At 53.6% G+C, this 15697-nt stretch carries 14 protein-coding genes; 5 read left to right on the top strand and 9 right to left on the bottom strand.

The genetic code is table 11. From position 1 onward, the window contains the following. Window position 1: 1 nt before the first annotated feature. A complete protein-coding gene (locus F3J40_RS10725) occupies window positions 2-1774 on the bottom strand; it encodes a GMC family oxidoreductase (RefSeq protein ID WP_167014433.1) in 1773 nt (590 codons plus the stop codon). Window positions 1775-1814: 40 nt separating this feature from the next. Beyond that, window positions 1815-2534: a gluconate 2-dehydrogenase subunit 3 family protein gene (locus F3J40_RS10720; RefSeq protein WP_167014431.1), complete on the bottom strand. Its 720-nt coding sequence runs from the start codon at window positions 2532-2534 to the stop codon at window positions 1815-1817. A gap of 395 nt (window positions 2535-2929) precedes the next feature. Between F3J40_RS10720 and F3J40_RS10715 the strand changes: the two genes are divergently transcribed. Further along, window positions 2930-3949, top strand: a complete 1020-nt coding sequence (locus F3J40_RS10715) for a LacI family DNA-binding transcriptional regulator (protein WP_167014429.1) — start codon at window positions 2930-2932, stop codon at window positions 3947-3949. A gap of 334 nt (window positions 3950-4283) precedes the next feature. On the opposite strand, the gene F3J40_RS10710 is transcribed toward F3J40_RS10715, so the two are convergent. The 3 genes from F3J40_RS10710 to F3J40_RS10700 form a co-directional block, all read right to left on the bottom strand. After that, on the bottom strand, window positions 4284-4916 hold the full coding sequence (locus F3J40_RS10710) for an alanyl-tRNA editing protein (RefSeq protein ID WP_167014427.1): 633 nt from the start codon (window positions 4914-4916) through the stop codon (window positions 4284-4286). Between the two features lie 39 nt (window positions 4917-4955). Then, the gene (locus tag F3J40_RS10705; protein ID WP_167014418.1) at window positions 4956-5867 is read right to left on the bottom strand and encodes a pyridoxal-phosphate dependent enzyme; all 912 of its coding nucleotides are present in this window, start codon (window positions 5865-5867) and stop codon (window positions 4956-4958) included. A 160-nt stretch (window positions 5868-6027) separates the two neighbouring features. After that, window positions 6028-6732 (bottom strand): helix-turn-helix transcriptional regulator, encoded by a 705-nt coding sequence (locus F3J40_RS10700; protein WP_167014416.1) that lies wholly within the window; start codon window positions 6730-6732, stop codon window positions 6028-6030. Window positions 6733-7098: 366 nt separating this feature from the next. Between F3J40_RS10700 and hpxO the strand changes: the two genes are divergently transcribed. Next, window positions 7099-8256 (top strand): FAD-dependent urate hydroxylase HpxO, encoded by a 1158-nt coding sequence (hpxO, locus tag F3J40_RS10695; RefSeq protein WP_167014414.1) that lies wholly within the window; start codon window positions 7099-7101, stop codon window positions 8254-8256. A gap of 17 nt (window positions 8257-8273) precedes the next feature. Here hpxO and dcp read toward each other — a convergent pair whose 3' ends face one another. Continuing rightward, on the bottom strand, window positions 8274-10322 hold the full coding sequence (dcp, locus tag F3J40_RS10690; RefSeq protein ID WP_167014412.1) for a peptidyl-dipeptidase Dcp: 2049 nt from the start codon (window positions 10320-10322) through the stop codon (window positions 8274-8276). A 62-nt stretch (window positions 10323-10384) separates the two neighbouring features. Next, complete coding sequence (guaD, locus tag F3J40_RS10685) at window positions 10385-11695, bottom strand: guanine deaminase (RefSeq protein ID WP_167014410.1); 1311 nt, start codon at window positions 11693-11695, stop codon at window positions 10385-10387. A gap of 344 nt (window positions 11696-12039) precedes the next feature. Here guaD and ydfG point away from each other — a divergent pair, with 344 nt between their 5' ends. After that, a complete protein-coding gene (ydfG, locus tag F3J40_RS10680) occupies window positions 12040-12789 on the top strand; it encodes a bifunctional NADP-dependent 3-hydroxy acid dehydrogenase/3-hydroxypropionate dehydrogenase YdfG (protein WP_167014408.1) in 750 nt (249 codons plus the stop codon). Between the two features lie 30 nt (window positions 12790-12819). Here ydfG and F3J40_RS10675 read toward each other — a convergent pair whose 3' ends face one another. After that, entirely contained in the window at window positions 12820-13146 is a 327-nt protein-coding gene (locus F3J40_RS10675) for a YnfA family protein (protein ID WP_026042827.1), read from the bottom strand. A 122-nt stretch (window positions 13147-13268) separates the two neighbouring features. Between F3J40_RS10675 and F3J40_RS10670 the strand changes: the two genes are divergently transcribed. Together F3J40_RS10670 and F3J40_RS10665 are read left to right on the top strand one after the other, a co-directional pair. Next, window positions 13269-13595, top strand: coding sequence for a DUF1283 family protein (locus F3J40_RS10670; RefSeq protein ID WP_017349484.1), 327 nt, complete (start codon window positions 13269-13271; stop codon window positions 13593-13595). Between the two features lie 50 nt (window positions 13596-13645). Beyond that, window positions 13646-13939 (top strand): DUF1161 domain-containing protein, encoded by a 294-nt coding sequence (locus F3J40_RS10665; protein WP_167014406.1) that lies wholly within the window; start codon window positions 13646-13648, stop codon window positions 13937-13939. Window positions 13940-14013: 74 nt separating this feature from the next. Here F3J40_RS10665 and F3J40_RS10660 read toward each other — a convergent pair whose 3' ends face one another. After that, entirely contained in the window at window positions 14014-15483 is a 1470-nt protein-coding gene (locus F3J40_RS10660; RefSeq protein ID WP_167014404.1) for an MDR family MFS transporter, read from the bottom strand. Window positions 15484-15697 lie beyond the last annotated feature (214 nt).

Raw genomic sequence — 15697 nt, 5'->3', positions numbered from 1 at the left:
CTCACACCTTCACCAACGGACCTGGGTTTTTCAGGTACTGTTCGATAATGGCTTTCGCCGTCCACAGACTCAGTGCACCAATGGTGCCCGTCGGGTTATACCCGGCGTTGTTCGGGAATGAAGAAGCCCCGAGCACGAACACGTTGTGTGCGTCCCAGCACTGCTGGTAACGGTTCAATACCGAGGTTTTTGGATCGGTACCCATCACCGCACCACCAATGGTGTGGTCACTGGCGAAGTTGTAAGGTGAATACGCACCTGAGGCTGAGTTGGTGCCAATCACGATCTCTGCCCCCATCGCCTTACCAATCTCGACACTCTTCTCTTCGATAAACTTTGCCGAGCGGCGGTCGTTATCGTTGTAGTCAAAGGTCACGCGCAGCAGTGGATTGCCGTTGTTATCTTTGTACTCAGGATCGAGGTCAAGATAGTAATCTTCGTGGGAGAAGCTGGTGCCCTGTCCGAAGATAAACGTGGTGTTCTGGAACGCGTGGGTATAAGCCTTTTTCCAGTCTTTACCCCAACGCGGTGATCCGGGTGGCAGTGCATCCGCGTTGCCGATAGGACGTGCCCCGCGAGCCACCACCAGAATTCCCGCGCCGCCAATAAAGCCAAGCCCGGTATGATCAAAGTTATCGCCGTTCCAGTCATCTACCTGCGAAGAGAGCGCACCGGCACCGATATACTGGTTGAGATTCTCATCTTTAAAGTGAATCGCCGCGCCAGAAACGGTCTGGAAGCTATAAGCACGCCCCACCACGCCCGTTTTGGTCACGGGGTTGTATGGCACACCAATTTTGGATAGCAGCAACAAACGTACGTTCTGCATCTGGAAAGCGGAGAGAATGACAATATCCGCTGGCTGTTCCCACTCTTTCTGGTTTTTATCGATATAGGTTACGCCAGTAGCGGTTTTCCCATCTTCAGCCTTGTTAACCCGCACCACCGCCGAGTCAGTCAGTACGGTAAAGTTCTCGCGCTGCATTAATGCCGGAATCACACAGGCATTGGGGCTGGATTTAGAGAAGTTACCGCAACCGTAATAGAGGCAGTAGCCACAGTAGGTGCAGGGACCCATACGCACACCCAGTGGGTTTACGTAAGCGCGTGACGCTTGTCCGGCGGGTACCATAAATGGATTAAGGCCGATCTTTTTCGCCCCTTCGGCAAAAATGTCGGTCAGTCGCATGCTTTCCAGCGCGGGCAGCGGATACTCACTGCTGCGGTTGCCTTCAAACGGATTTCCCTCTGGCATTGTTTTGCCATTAAGTTTGCCCGCTTTACCGGACACACCGGCAATCTTTTCAAAACGATCGTAAAACGGTTCCAGTTCGTCATAGGTGACGCCCCAGTCTTGCAGGATCACCCCTTTAGCAATTTGCTGCTTGCCATAGCGTTTTACCGTCTGGCTATAGGGCTCGAAATCAAAGGGCGTAAAGCGCCACGCCATTCCGGCCCAGTGGGTGCCCGAACCGCCAACGTTATAACCGAGTTCGTTCAGGTTCCAGTCACGCGTTGGCAACGCGGTCTGAGCGGAGTTATTACGGAAGGTGGTGGTTTCCACCGCTGGCGGCAGTAGCATACTGCGACGGGTATCCCAACGCAGTTCATCGGTATCAACGGAAGGCGGAAAATCGGTTGCGGTTTCAAACCACGGGCCACGTTCAATGGCAACGACATTCAGACCAGCGCGGGTCAGTTCTTCTGCAATCAAAGAACCACACCACCCCAGGCCGACGATGGCGACATCAGCTTTTGGACGGACATTTTTCATTTTAAAAACTCTTTATGGCTCAGCTCTGGAGGGAAATAAATTACAGCTGGTTATCAATTAAGCTGGTTGGAATAATATTGAGCTTCTGCCCTTTCTTTGGCAGTAAATCACGGAAGTCATAACGTGCTCCCGGGAAGCCAATCATTTTCCAGCTGGTCATCTCTTTATTTCCGCCATAGATTGGGTCGGAGAGGAAACCTTCGCGAACGTTCTGCAATAACAGTTCGAAAAAGACTTTGGTTTCCACTTCTTCACCTAAATCAAGCGTGACATTTTCCAGCGCGGTCAGCACCTTATCCTGCTGCTCGCCGGATAAAGAAATAAAGTCTTTGCCATATTGCTGCTGTACGGCTTTATCCAGTGCGGCCAGGCCAAGACGATAACGCTGAGCGGGAGTTAAAGGCGACTGTGGCCCCTGTTCAGCTGTCCCTTTAACAAATTTACCCAAACGATAAATGGCGACCGCATTACCGTAATCCCCGGCTAATTGCCGATCAATAAAGGTGGCACAGCCCGCCTCTTTTCCACTCAGACTGGTTTCATCTGCGGGAATAAAGCGTTCGGCGATTGCCCCTACGGTGTCAAACTCGTGTTGCGTTAAATATTGCAGTCCGCCCTGGCGGGGTGGCGATGGTGGCGTTTTTACCTGACCCGGTTCCCACGGCTGGCCACCATTAATGACCTCCGCCTTAGTAACCACAGGTATAGTAGATGCGACTCCCAGTGCAGTAATGGAAGTGAGAAATTCTCTACGTTTCATGATATCCCTGCTAATGATTCACATTGCATCAAAAAGACCACAGAAAAAAACAGTGGTCATAACGTGCCACAAATTTAATGTGTTATAGGATTATCAGGCGTAATTAACGCCATCGATAATTATGACAATTTATGGCTGTAGGTGAGGTAACTTGTCTCCACAAGTTAAACAATCAGTTACGCAGACGTTAACAACCTGCGCAGAGTAGATCCCCGCCCTACGATTTGAAAGGTTTTTATTGATGGAAATCCATCATGGCGAATTAAGCTGCTATCAGCATGGTTTGATGGCGATCACATCTTGCCAGCTCACGTAACCTCAGCATAATAAAGAGCACAACACCGGTTATGTTTTGCCCAAATGATGGCAGGACGGTGTTGATGTCTGGAGAAGTCATGAAAAAAGTAACGCTTGAAATGCTGGCGATGAAAGCAGGCGTTGGCATCGCCACCGTTGATCGGGTGCTTAACGAACGTGGAGGGGTAAAACCTGAAACCGTGCGTAAAGTCCTGAATGCAGCACGTAAGGCCGGGTTGCAAAGATTATTGCCTGAAGAAGCCAGCCAGCCGTGGAAAATTGAAGTTTTCCTCAGTAGCCAGGAGTCATTTTTTTTCCGGCAACTGGCAAAAGAGTTTGCTGCCGTTGCCGATACGCTGGGTTATAAAAAAATAACGCTTTACCGGACGCTAGTACCGGAATCCAGCCCGGAAAAACTGGCAAAAAAAATCATTGAAAGTAGCACTCAACGCGACGGAATTGTTGTTTTTGGCCATGACTACCCTGTTATTCACGAAGCTTTAGCACACTGCAAAATAAAAGGAATTCCTGTTATCACTTTAGCGACAGATATTCCCGACGCTGAACGGTTATGCCACGTGGGGATTGATCAGCAGCAGGCTGGAGCCACTGCCGGATTATTAATGAGTAAAACCACGCCAGGCGAAGGTGACGTGATATTAGTGAGCGGCAGAATGGATTTTCGTGCGCATACACAACGGGTTGCGGGTTTTCGCGATGTATTACAACAGCGTTCACCGCAGTTGCATTTACGTTCAGTGTTGGCCGGTCAAGATGAAAAACAGCGGATTCGTTCCCTGCTGAATAATACGTTGCGCACGGCGAAAAATGTGGTCGGCATTTATAACACCGGCACTGGAAACAGTGATATTGCGGATATTCTTAAGCAACATCAACTGGCGGGAGAATGCACGTATATCACCCATGAACTCTATTCCGTTACGAAACAGCTTTTACTGGATGATGTACTGGATTTCACCTTGGATCAAAATGCACAGCAACATGCTGCGCTGGCGCTGAATATTATGTTACGCCACCTGGAACAGGGATTTGTGCCGGATGTTTATCAGGACGGAAAAGTGGCGTTGAAAATCACGACCGCAGAGACCTTAGGGTGAATGTTCCCCTGCTCAGCGAAGACCGCAGTGACTTTTTTACTGAAACAGCTATAAGTATGTTGTAACTAGTAACTGTAAGCAAAGCGCATTCTGCCCGGGCAGTTTGCATTACACCGCCCTTCACAGGCTAAAGATGTGGCTGTTTAGCTGACATCAAAGCGCCCAACCGCTTCTTGCAACCGGGTTCAACACCGATGCCTTAGCGCGTAAATTTCCCCCTATCCACCTGATACCGGTTCACCTAAAATCGTCCCCTGCCGTGCCTTTCTGTCGGTTAATAAAGGATGCCGTACCCAGGCACCCCTGCCGATCGGTTTATATCACCGCAAATACCTCAATTCCCGAGTTCATACTGAACCGAGAGCTGTCCTTTCTTCTCTTTCACTTTAATGATGCGGATTTCACCGATTTCCGAGGTTTTCTTCACGTGCGTTCCGCCGCATGCATAAGGCGTTAAGTCTCCCCAGGTGACCATGCGCTTGCCATCCTCATCTTTGAGTATCAACGCAAGGTCACGAGCCACCATCTCTGCCGCAGCTTCGGCAAAGTTTTCCGCAGTCACTGGCGTGGTAAGCCCAATGGCATCAAAGACGACTCGACCTTCGCCCGGCCGGTGATTACCTTTGTTACCCTGCCACCCATATTTTTCGCCTGCCACGCCAATAAGGTGGCCTGCTGAATGATAGCGGGTATGGATGAGGCGAAGATTCGCATCCACTGAAATATGCACGGTACCTTCTTCAACTGCGGCGTCAGTGATGTGAATGACACTGTCACCTTGCTGAATGGCCTGAATCATATTAACGCCACCGATCGTGCCCTGATCTGAAGGCTGCCCCCCACCCTGTGGGTGGAACAAGGTGGCAGAGAGGATGACGTGAAAACGGCCGTCTTCCTGTGGGGTACAGCTGATGACCTGTGATTCCATCTCAAGTGCATCGCTGTGGTAATAAATGCGTTCTGTCATGCTGTTTACCTTAAATCAATTTCTGAACAGGAGGAGGTATTAACCGTTAAAGCTGTTGAGAGAATCCACCGTTGCGGTTGACCCACCACATACAATGACCAGTACGTTCTTCTCGTTCTCGAGGTTCAGCTTTTTGCCATACAGCGGGGCAAGAGCAGCACCACAAGCAGGTTCGACAAGCACACGATGATCCTCCAGGAAAGTGAGGCAGGCATTTACCGCTTCACGATCGGTCACGATAACGGGCACCACTGATCGTGTCTGCGCAATGTCAAAGGCGCGCTGGCAGACCTGCCGAGCGCCGAGTGAAGTGGCAACACCCGTCAGTGCCGTGACTTCAACCGGTTTGCCTGCTTTCAGTGCAGCATGATAGGAAGACATCCCCTGCGTCTCTGCGGCATAGATCGGAACATGGTCCAAACCATGACGGCGGAGGCCTTCATCAACGCCTGCAAGCAGACCGCCCCCACCTACCGACAGGATCACCGCGTCAGGCCTGATACCCTCAGCAACAACTTCGTCAATCATTGAGGCATGTCCCTGCCAGAGCAGCGGATCGTCAAAGGGGTGCAAAAACGCATCCTGGTCCGTCAGTAGCGACAGCGCCAGCGCATTGGCTTCAGACCACATTTTTCCATGAATAATGATCTCTGCCCCTTCCAACTGCAGCAGGTGTCGGGCACGCTCAGACGTCGTTTCAGGTACCACAACGATAACCGGTACGCCAAGCTGACGACCTGCATACGCGACGGCGAGCCCGGCATTACCTCCGGACGAGGAGATGAAGCGGCGAGCCCCTTTTTCAAAGTGTTGCTGGCAGGCAAAGCCAATACCGCGAATTTTAAAAGAGCCTGAAGGCTGGGTAGCCTCCATCTTCATCCAGACACGGGTGCCGTTCAGGTGACCCAGCGGCAGAGACTCCAGCAGTGGGGTTTTAATACTCAGTGACATTTGTCAGCTCCAGTTAAAATCAGCATCAGGCCAGGGCCTGAACTTACAGCTCAACCTCAAGACCATTAGCCCGCAGGCCGGAAAGAAATCCGCTTTCGCAACAGGATCAAGCCTCAGACTGGCATAGCGATGCATCGCGTCTCTCCACAGCTGGCTGTCTTCAGCTGTCAGTATTTTTCAGTTCATCAAGGTAGTTGTAGATGGTGTAACGGGTCACACCGAGCGCCTCAGCAGCTTTTTCAACGCCACCCTTCATCAGAAAAATGCCCCGTTCCTGCATCTGCTGTACGGCCAACATCTTGGCTTTTTTGGCATCAGCGCGCCGGTTGCCTGGGTTTAGCCCCGTCGCATTACTGATAATTTCTTTCATCAGGTCTTCGATACTGTCATGGGCCTGATCGGCAATTCGTGCTTCGGCAGCCGGCGCGGGCGGTTGAATTTTTACGCCAGATAGCGTTTGCAGCAGCGTCAGTGCGTTATCTATGCCGTTGTTATCCACATTCACACAGAGTGCTGCAAATGGACGTGAGTCTCGCCCCCGGTAAATTGCTGTACCGCTCCGCAACGGCGTACCTTCACGCGAGAAGGTTTCGTAATCTGGCAAAAGCGTCACGCGTTCCTGGCTTTCCTCCAGGGCGGCAATAAACGCTTTATCCTTTCTCAGCCCTGCCAGCACGGAATCCCCTTTTTTACGCCCGGTCACATGGGCATTGGCGATTTCGACGACAGAAAACGCAGGATTGCGCAGGTCATGCAGGACAAGCTCCGTGTTGCCCGGCAGCACACTGCCAATGGCGCGCACTGCCGCCGCAAGCATTTGCAGTATCTCCTGCTCATAGGACAGTTGGTCAGCTTGTTCAGTCATCACATTTTTACACCGTAAAATTCAACATAACGTTGAATAAAATACCCAATCAGCGCCGATTAGATCAACCAATTGTTGATTTTTTTTCAACGAGGGAGATATCCGTGGTCGCGCCAACACTTTGGAAGGTCGTGCATGCTTGTCGCGACAAAGGGCGGAACTGGACAGGGAGACGAAATGCACAAGGATGAAACAATCGATTCAGTGTCGTGCATTAGCGTCCTTGGAACGCACTTTTTTGGGGCATCACTTCAACCACCTCAGAAACAAAAAAACAAACAAATAATTGATAAGAATACAAAAAACCAAACCGCCAAACCTGGTACAAAAGTTGCAAAACCTCCGTAGCACATGGAGGAACAGAAAATGAAAGCGATTGTAATAGGTGGCGGTATTGGTGGCATGAGCGCGGCGATTGCGCTGGAAAAAGCAGGCATCACCACTGAAGTTTATGAAGCTGTACAACAAATGAAACCCGTGGGTGCCGCCATTTCGATTTGGCCCAATGGCGTGAAATGCCTGAATGCCCTGGGCATGAAAGAGCAGCTGCGCGCGCTGGGGGGCAATATGGCCTGGCTGGCTTATAACGACTTTGCCAGCGGAAATACCCTCACCCGCTTTAGCATGCAACCGCTGGTCGATCAGGTGGGTGAGCGCCCCTATCCTGTTGCCCGCGCTGAACTTCAGGCGATGCTGATCGAACAGTATGGCCGTAGTCGCGTCCAGTTCGGCAAACGCGTGATTCAGGTAGAAGAAACGCCGGATGGCGTCACCGCAACCTTCGCGGATGGCAGCCAGGCCCACGGTGATTTCCTGGTGGCGGCAGATGGCACGCACTCGGTGATCCGCCAGTATGTCACCGGAGAGCACCAGCCGCGCCGATATGCAGGCTATGTCAACTGGAACGGGCTGGTGACCATGGACAGCACCATTGCGCCGCTGGATCAGTGGACAACCTTTGTTGGCGAAGGTAAACGCGTTTCACTAATGCCGGTTAGCGGTAACCGTTTCTATTTCTTCTTTGACGTGCCGTTACCGCAAGGGCTGGCCGAAGACCGCGCCAGTGTTAAAGCCGATTTGCAGCGCTATTTCGCTGGCTGGGCAGCTCCGGTGCAGCAATTAATTGCGGCCATCAATCCAGAAACCACGAATCGGGTTGAGATCCACGATATCGAACCCTTTAGTCAGTTAGTCCGTGGCCGTATTGCGCTATTGGGTGATGCGGCACACAGCACCACACCGGATATTGGTCAGGGCGGCTGTGCGGCCATGGAAGATGCGGTCGTCCTCGCCACGGTACTGGCCTCCCATTCACTGGGTATTGAAGATGGGTTGCTGCGCTATCAGGCTCGGCGCGTGGAGCGCGTGAAAGATCTGGTCCTTAAAGCGCGCAAGCGCTGTGACGTCACGCATGCCAAAGATGCGACGGTCACTGCCGCCTGGTACGAGGAGTTGAAAAGCGAAACCGGCGAGCGCGTGCTGGCCGGTATGTGTGACACCATTGAAGGCGGGCCGCTGGGTTAACGCCCCGCCGGGCAGCGTTAATCAGCCAGGCCGCGATTGAGCAGCATCGGGCCGATCTGCGGATCGGCACCCCGCCAGTCGCGGTAGAGCTGTTGCAGCTCACTGCTGTTGCCGCGTGAAAGGATCATCTGGCGGTAGCGTTCGCCATTTTCACGCGTCAACCCACCCTGCTCCACGAAGTACTCAAACCCGTCATCTGCCAGCATCTGGGTCCAGATGTAGGCATAGTAACCGGCGGAATACCCGCCGCCCCACACGTGCTGGAAATAGCTGGAACGGTAACGTGGCGGGACTTGTGGCAGATCCAACCCCTCTTGCTGTAAGGCTTGCTGTTCAAAGCGGGCGACATCGGCAATGTCTACACTCGCATCAAGACTATGCCAATGCTGATCGAGCAATGCGGCCGCCAGCAATTCACTCATGTCATAGCCTTTATTGAAGCGGCTGGCGCGATGCATTTTGTCTTGCAGGGCCGCAGGCATCGGCTCCCCCGTTTGCCAGTGCCGGGCATAGTGGCTAAACACCGCGGGATGGCTGGCCCAGTGTTCATTCAACTGCGAAGGAAATTCTACAAAGTCGCGCGGCGTATTGGTGCCGGAAAGGGTGGCATAGCGTTGCGTCGGGAACAGGCCGTGCAAGGTATGGCCAAACTCATGGAACAGCGTAATGACTTCGTCCCAGTTGAGCAGGCAAGGCTGTCCGGCAGCGGGTTTCGCATAGTTACAGACGTTATAGATAACCGGCTTACTGTTGAGCAAGGTTGACTGGTCAACAAACGTGCCCATCCACGCCCCGCCGAGCTTGCTGTCACGCTGCCAGAAATCGCCATAGAACAGGGCTAGTGGGGTATTATCGGCATCAAAAATCTCCCACACGCGCACATCAGGGTGATAGACCGGAATATCTTCCCGCAGCGCAAAGCGGATCCCAAACAGCTGGCTGGCCGACCAGAAAACGCCCTCTTCCAGCACGCGGTCTAAGGCAAAATAGGGCTGAATCTGCGACTCATCAAGGTCGTAACGCGCGAGGCGCACCTGTTCCGCATAGAAGTTCCAGTCCCAGGCGGCCAGCGCAAAAGGCTCGTGTTGGGCATCAATCACCGCCTGAATGTCACTGGCTTCCTGCTGCGCACGGCGGCGTGCAGCCGGGACGATATTGCGCATAAAGCCCAGTGCGGCTTCAGGTGTCGCGGCCATCTGATCTTGCAACTGCCAGGCGGCAAAGTTACTGAACCCAAGCAAACTTGCCTGTTCAGCACGGATTTTTGCCAGCCGCTGAACCAGGCTGCGGGTGTCGTTGCTATCGCCTTTTTCGGTACGCAGCATCGAGGCCTGATGCAACGCAGCACGCGTTTCGCGCACCGTTAACTGCGCATTCACCGGCTGCTGGCTGGTGTTGTGTAAACCCAGTAACCAGCCGTCATCAATGCCGCGAGCGCGCGCGGCAGATTTGGCTGCCTCGATCTCATCGGCCGTTAGCCCTGCCAGTGCCTCTTCTCGATTAACCAGCAATCCACCCGATTTCGTGGCCGCCAAAAGTTGGTGTGTGAAACGGGTGGTCAGTGCTGCCTCTTCCTGGTTCAGGGCTTTGAGCTGCTGTTTGTGTTGCTCACTGAGGCTGGCTCCTGCCAGTTGGAAAGATTGCCACATCACTTCCAGCAGGCGTAAATCTTCCCCCTCCAGCGCCAGATCATTGCGCTGTTGATACACGGCATCCAGGCGCGCAAACAGGGCGCTATTCAGCATGATTTCGTCATTAAGCGCCGTGAGTTGCGGGGCAATGGTTTCATCGATCTGTTGCAGGGCCGCGCTGGTATTCGCAGAGGTCATGGCGGAGAAAACGTGATTCACCCGTGTCAGCAAGCTGCCGCAGCGCTGAAGTGCCACGCAGGTATTCTCGAACGTGGCGGGGGCACTCTCTGCCGCAATTGCCTGAACCTCGAGCCGCTTCTCCTCTATGCCCGCCAGCAAGGCTGGCAGGTAATCTTCATCGGTGATGTTGTCAAAAGGCGGTGCCTGATAAGGCAATGAACTTGCAGTGAAAAACGGATTGCTTCGGGCGTTCATACGAGCTCCTGCGGTAAGTACGCGAAAAAGCTATCCTGCCAGTTTCCACCGACGGCGACAACTCACGACGCTTTGGGCCAACAGCGGCTACCCGCCACCCAGGTCTCAGCGATATTTCGATCGTCGCCAAAGGTCATCAGGACAAACAGGATTTCCCAGATATCCACGGTTTTGGCCAACCGCAGCGTCTGTAGCGGCGTGACTGCCGGGTCGAGCACCACGAAGTCGGCTTCTTTACCGGCAGCGAAATTGCCAATCTTGCTGTCCAGATCCAGCGCCCGCGCCCCGCCAAGGGTGGCGTGGTAGAAGGCTTCACACGCACTGAGCTTGTATTGTTGCAGCTGGCCGACTTTATAGGCTTCGCCCAGGGTCTCCAGCATGTTAAAGGTGGTTCCGGCACCCACATCGCTCCCTATCCCCACTTTGACCTGCTGTTGCCAGCTCCGCTTGATATCAAACAGACCGCTGCCTAAAAACAGGTTGGAGGTCGGGCAAAATGCGATAGCAGAATCGGTCTCGTGCAGGCATTGCCACTCGTCATCTTCGAGGTGTAAGCAGTGGGCAAAAACGCTGCGCCGCCCGGTGAGGTTATAGTGGTGATACACATCCAGATAACCGCTACGTTCCGGGAAAAGCTGCCTGACCCAGGCAATTTCCTGCGGATTTTCACTTAAATGGGTATGCAGCCAGACATCCGGGAACTCATGGCGCAACTGCTGCACTTTTTCCAGCAGTTGTGGCGATGAAGTGGGGGCAAAACGCGGCGTCAGCGCGTAGCTCAGCCGCCCTTTCTCATGCCAGCGGGTGATGAGATCGCGCGTTTGTTGATAGCTCTCTTCCGGCGTCTCGATCAGGGCTTCTGGCGCATGGCGATCCATCATCACTTTGCCAGCAATCAGGCGCATATTGTGCGCTAGCGCAGCATTGAACAGCGCGTCAACCGACTCCGGGTGCACGGTAGCAAACACCAGCGCCGTTGTGGTGCCATTGGCTAACAGCTGATCGATAAAGAATTCTGCGATCTGCGCCGCGTGCTGCGGGCAGTGATACTGGCTTTCGACCGGGAAAGTGTATTGATTGAGCCATTCAAGCAGTTGCTCGCCGTAGGCTCCCATCATTTCCGTTTGTGGGTAGTGAATGTGGCTATCAACAAAGCCTGGCACAATGATTTTACCGCTCAGGTCAATCAATTCGGCCTCTTCACTGAGCGCCCCTTCCTGCCACGGGGACAGCGATACAATATGACCGTTGTCGATCAGCAACAGTCCATCGGCGAGATAGCGCACGCTTTCAGGTAGCTGTTCCGGGCTGGCAACCGTATGGCGGAAATCGATAAAACTGGCGCGAATGGCGCGAAGTGGGGCTTGAGGCATCCTGAATCCTTAATCATAAACCGACAATACTCTGACTCAACTTTTGCAAAGCGCGTGCCAGCGCATATAACTAGTTATAGTTTACTTATCAGTAATTTAGCTATGTAACATCCCTTTTATATGAAAAAATAAGCCCTTTGTCGTAACGCAACCGGTTGCTTGTCAAGGTTAGCCATTGGTACTGTTTTACGTTGCACGTACAACCCTACGAGCGCGCCCTCTTTTGCACCTCATCAGTGCAACCTTACCCCATTCTGGTGCGCAAGGTGGTTTGACCCCTGGCTGCGGGTGGGTTGTGTTATGGTGAGTCTGAAGAGCCGAAATCCCATGAAAGGAAGAGTGTGATGATTATTTTTGTAACCGGTGCTACCGCCGGCTTTGGTCAGAGTATCACCCGCCGTTTTATTGCTGCTGGCCATAAAGTGATCGCCAGTGGACGCCGTGCAGAGCGTTTGCAGGCACTGCAACAGGAGCTCGGGGAAAATCTGTATACCGTACAGTTCGATGTGCGCGATCGTGCCGCGATTGATACGGCAATTGCCAGCCTGCCAGAAGCCTGGCGCAACATCGACATTCTGGTTAACAATGCCGGACTGGCGCTGGGTATCGAACCCGCACATCGTGCCAGCATTGAAGACTGGGAAGATATGATCGACACCAATAACAAAGGCCTGGTGTACATGACCCGCGCGCTGTTACCGGGCATGGTTGAGCGTAACGTTGGGCATATTATCAATATAGGTTCTATTGCCGGGAACTGGCCTTATGCCGGTGGCAACGTGTATGGCGCAACCAAAGCGTTTGTGCGCCAGTTCAGCCTGAACCTGCGTACCGATTTGCACGGCACCGCCCTGCGCGTGACGGATATCGAACCGGGCTTGGTCGGCGGCACTGAATTCTCCAACGTGCGGTTCAAAGGCGATGATGGCCGCGCCGATAAAGTCTACGAAGGCACCACCGCCCTGACACCGGAAGATGTCACTGAGGCCGTATGGTGGGTTGCCACACTGCCGAAGCACGTGAACATCAATACGCTGGAAATCATGCCTGTGTCGCAGACCACCGCGGGATTGAAAGTGTTCAAATCTGAGTGATACCTCCAGCGCCAGCCATCGCTGGCGCTGTTAGCTTCTTCCCCATCCCGCCACGATAATCAGCATCCCACTCAGCGCCAACAGTGCGCCCGCCCAGTCCCAGTGACTCAGTTTTACGCCATCAACCCAGCGTAACCACAGCAGTGCGGTCATCACATAAACGCCACCGTAAGCGGCATAGACTCGCCCACTAGCGGCGGGATGCAGCGTCAAAAGCCAGACAAACAGCGCGAGACTTAAGCTTGCAGGAAGCAGCAACCACACCGATGCGCCCCGCTTCAGCCACAGCCAGGGTAAAAAGCAGCCAATAATTTCTGCCAACGCCGTCAGGAAAAACAGTAAGGTGGTCTTCAGCAACATAACTTATTCTCAAAGAGTTAAACAAAAGCGGTGATTGATAAGCCACCCAGGCAGTCAATGATATACTCAGCGTTCAGCCTGCGAAAAGGCTGACTGATGGATAGCATGAGGAATAGAGAATGAAACTCGTCAAACTGACGTTAATCGCTGCTCTGCTGGTAGCAGGGACTGCACCACTGACTTACGCTGCCACCCAACATGTGGTGATTGACAGCGGTAACAATGCGTATGACACCGAAGGTGCACGCCAGAGCCACGAACAGTGGAATGACACCCGCAATCTGCGGAATAAGGTGAACAACCGGGTAGAAAAAGAGTTTGATAAAGCAGACCGCGCTTTTGATAAACGCGATGCCTGTGAAAAAAGCTATAACACCAACGCCTATTGGGAGCCAAATACACTGCGCTGCCTCGATCGTCGTACCGGGCGCGATGTCACCCCTTAAGGTCTCGGTCCTGCTCTCGTCAGGACCCTCGTCAACATAAGGAACGCACCATGAAAATACACAGCGGAGTGTTACTGGCCGTACTACTGGCGCTTTCAGGTCAGGCGCTTGCCTCCTGTGAAACGGTCAAAGCCGATATCAGTAAGAAAATCGTGGCCAATGGCCTGCCCGAGTCTGGTTTCACGCTGGATATCGTGCCTAACGATCAGGTTGATCAGGCGGGCGGCCAGGTAGTAGGCCACTGCGAAAACGACAGCCAGAAAATTGTCTATAAAAAAGTCGGTCAGGACGACAGCAACACCGTTCCTGACAGCGCAGGCAGTTCTCAGGACAGTTCACAGTAGTCCTTTCCCTGCCGTTGCCTACGGCGGGGATCGTTTCCCCGCCTGACCTCTCATTCCGAATGTTGTTATGCCCCTTAGCTGCCCTGTCCCGCTGGCCGCTGGCGTGGCAACATCCAGCCGACCCAGAGCGTTAACAGTGCAATCAACAGCGCCAGCAGAAATACGCCGTGCAACGACGTGGCGATGCCCTGGGTGAGCTGTTCCAGCACCGTTTGTGATAACTGCTCACGGCGTTCAGGCGACATAATTTGCTGCACGGGATCCTGTGCGTGGGGCAAGTGTTGCGCCAGGCCAAAGTTCAATACCGCGCCCATCAGTGCGGTTCCCACAGCCGAGCCGATCATGCGACTAAACATGATTGAGGCGGTACAGATGCCGCGTACCGAGTACTCTGCGTGGTTCTGTACCGATACCAGGAAGGTGGTACTGGTCATCCCCATGCCAGTGCCGATGACAAATGCGGTGGCCCCTGCCTGCCACACCGGACTGTGAATATGCAGTAGCAGCAACAACGCTGAACCCAGTGTCAGCAGAAACGCCCCGGTAACGGCGGTGAAACGATAGGAGGTGATCAGCATCAGTCGGCCACTCAGGGTACTGGCGAGCGGCCAGCCGAGTGACATCATGGCCAGCGCGCTGCCCGCCTGTAAAGGCGAGCCGCCTGTAATCCCCTGAATCCAGGTGGGCAGAAAGGCACTGATGCCCATCATCGCCGCACCAATAATCACATTACCCAGATTACCTGCAATCTGGATCCGGCTCTGCCAGATAACCGGCGGAAACAGCGGCGCAGGGGTGCGTTGTTCGTTGCGCTTTAAGATCCACCCTGCGAATACCGCCAATAACGCCACTCCGGCCAGCCACCAGCCCAGCACCTCCGCTTGCAACAGCGCCACCAGCAGCAACGTAATGGTGATCATCAGCCAGATACAGCCACGGATATTCAAGGTTTTTGCCGGTTCAGAGGATGGCAACGCGGGTAAATAACGCGCCAGCAGTAACATACTGAACAGGCCAATCGGCAGGTTTACCCAAAACACCACCGCCCAGGAGAAGTGCTGTACCAGCCAGGCTCCGCTCAACGGCCCAACAATAGCCGCAACGCCCCAGACGCTAGAGAGCCAGCCCTGCACGCTGGCACGTTCACGCGGCGTGTAGACATCGGCCACAATGGTCGCACTGATGGGCACAATCGCCGCGGCACCCAACCCCTGTATGGCGCGAAACAGAATCAATACCCACATGTTGTGCGCAAAACCGCACATCAGAGAGCCGATCAGGAACAGGGAGGTCCCGATAAAGAACACCCGACGACGCCCCCACATATCTGCCAGTCGACCATAGAGCGGCACCGTGACAGCCTGGGTCAGCAAGTAGATGGAAAAGACCCATCCCAGCAGGTTAAACCCACCCAGTTCACTCATGATGGTAGGCATTGCGGTCGCCACAATGGTGACTTCAATTGCGGCCATAAACATGGCTAACATGCAGGCAATTAACACCCAGTGACGATGCCCGGTTTGAATTTGCGCATTTTCACTCATGCAAAACGACTCCCTTTTCTGCCCATGCGACGCAACAAGCTCGTATTACATCGCCCTTCGCCGCACGCAATATGTGACGGTGTCACTAATGGACGGGCATTTTCCTGATTAATCTTAAGGCCAATACTGGCGCGGTATACCTGCCGATATCACTTTTTCTATCTTACTGATTTTCCCGTCAAAACTGGCGCAACGCTGAGGGCGCTGCTATAGC

It is taken from the genome of Candidatus Pantoea multigeneris (assembly GCF_011752615.1).
Taxonomy (GTDB): Bacteria; Pseudomonadota; Gammaproteobacteria; order Enterobacterales; family Enterobacteriaceae; genus Pantoea; species Pantoea multigeneris.
The sequence above is the reverse complement of the archived record's forward strand: the minus strand, read 5'-3'. Positions and strand labels throughout refer to the sequence as shown.

Excerpts from the sequence above, each read along its gene's own strand:
- hpxO (WP_167014414.1), top strand. The coding sequence starts at position 7,099 with ATGAAAGCGATTGTAATAGGTGGCGGTATTGGTGGCATGAGCGCGGCG.
- F3J40_RS10705 (WP_167014418.1), bottom strand. The coding sequence starts at position 5,867 with ATGTCACTGAGTATTAAAACCCCACTGCTGGAGTCTCTGCCGCTGGGT.
- ydfG (WP_167014408.1), top strand. The coding sequence starts at position 12,040 with ATGATTATTTTTGTAACCGGTGCTACCGCCGGCTTTGGTCAGAGTATC.
- dcp (WP_167014412.1), bottom strand. The coding sequence starts at position 10,322 with ATGAACGCCCGAAGCAATCCGTTTTTCACTGCAAGTTCATTGCCTTAT.
- guaD (WP_167014410.1), bottom strand. The coding sequence starts at position 11,695 with ATGCCTCAAGCCCCACTTCGCGCCATTCGCGCCAGTTTTATCGATTTC.
- F3J40_RS10710 (WP_167014427.1), bottom strand. The coding sequence starts at position 4,916 with ATGACAGAACGCATTTATTACCACAGCGATGCACTTGAGATGGAATCA.
- F3J40_RS10665 (WP_167014406.1), top strand. The coding sequence starts at position 13,646 with ATGAAAATACACAGCGGAGTGTTACTGGCCGTACTACTGGCGCTTTCA.
- F3J40_RS10700 (WP_167014416.1), bottom strand. The coding sequence starts at position 6,732 with ATGACTGAACAAGCTGACCAACTGTCCTATGAGCAGGAGATACTGCAA.
- F3J40_RS10720 (WP_167014431.1), bottom strand. The coding sequence starts at position 2,534 with ATGAAACGTAGAGAATTTCTCACTTCCATTACTGCACTGGGAGTCGCA.
- F3J40_RS10715 (WP_167014429.1), top strand. The coding sequence starts at position 2,930 with ATGAAAAAAGTAACGCTTGAAATGCTGGCGATGAAAGCAGGCGTTGGC.
- F3J40_RS10725 (WP_167014433.1), bottom strand. The coding sequence starts at position 1,774 with ATGAAAAATGTCCGTCCAAAAGCTGATGTCGCCATCGTCGGCCTGGGG.
- F3J40_RS10670 (WP_017349484.1), top strand. The coding sequence starts at position 13,269 with ATGAAACTCGTCAAACTGACGTTAATCGCTGCTCTGCTGGTAGCAGGG.
- F3J40_RS10660 (WP_167014404.1), bottom strand. The coding sequence starts at position 15,483 with ATGAGTGAAAATGCGCAAATTCAAACCGGGCATCGTCACTGGGTGTTA.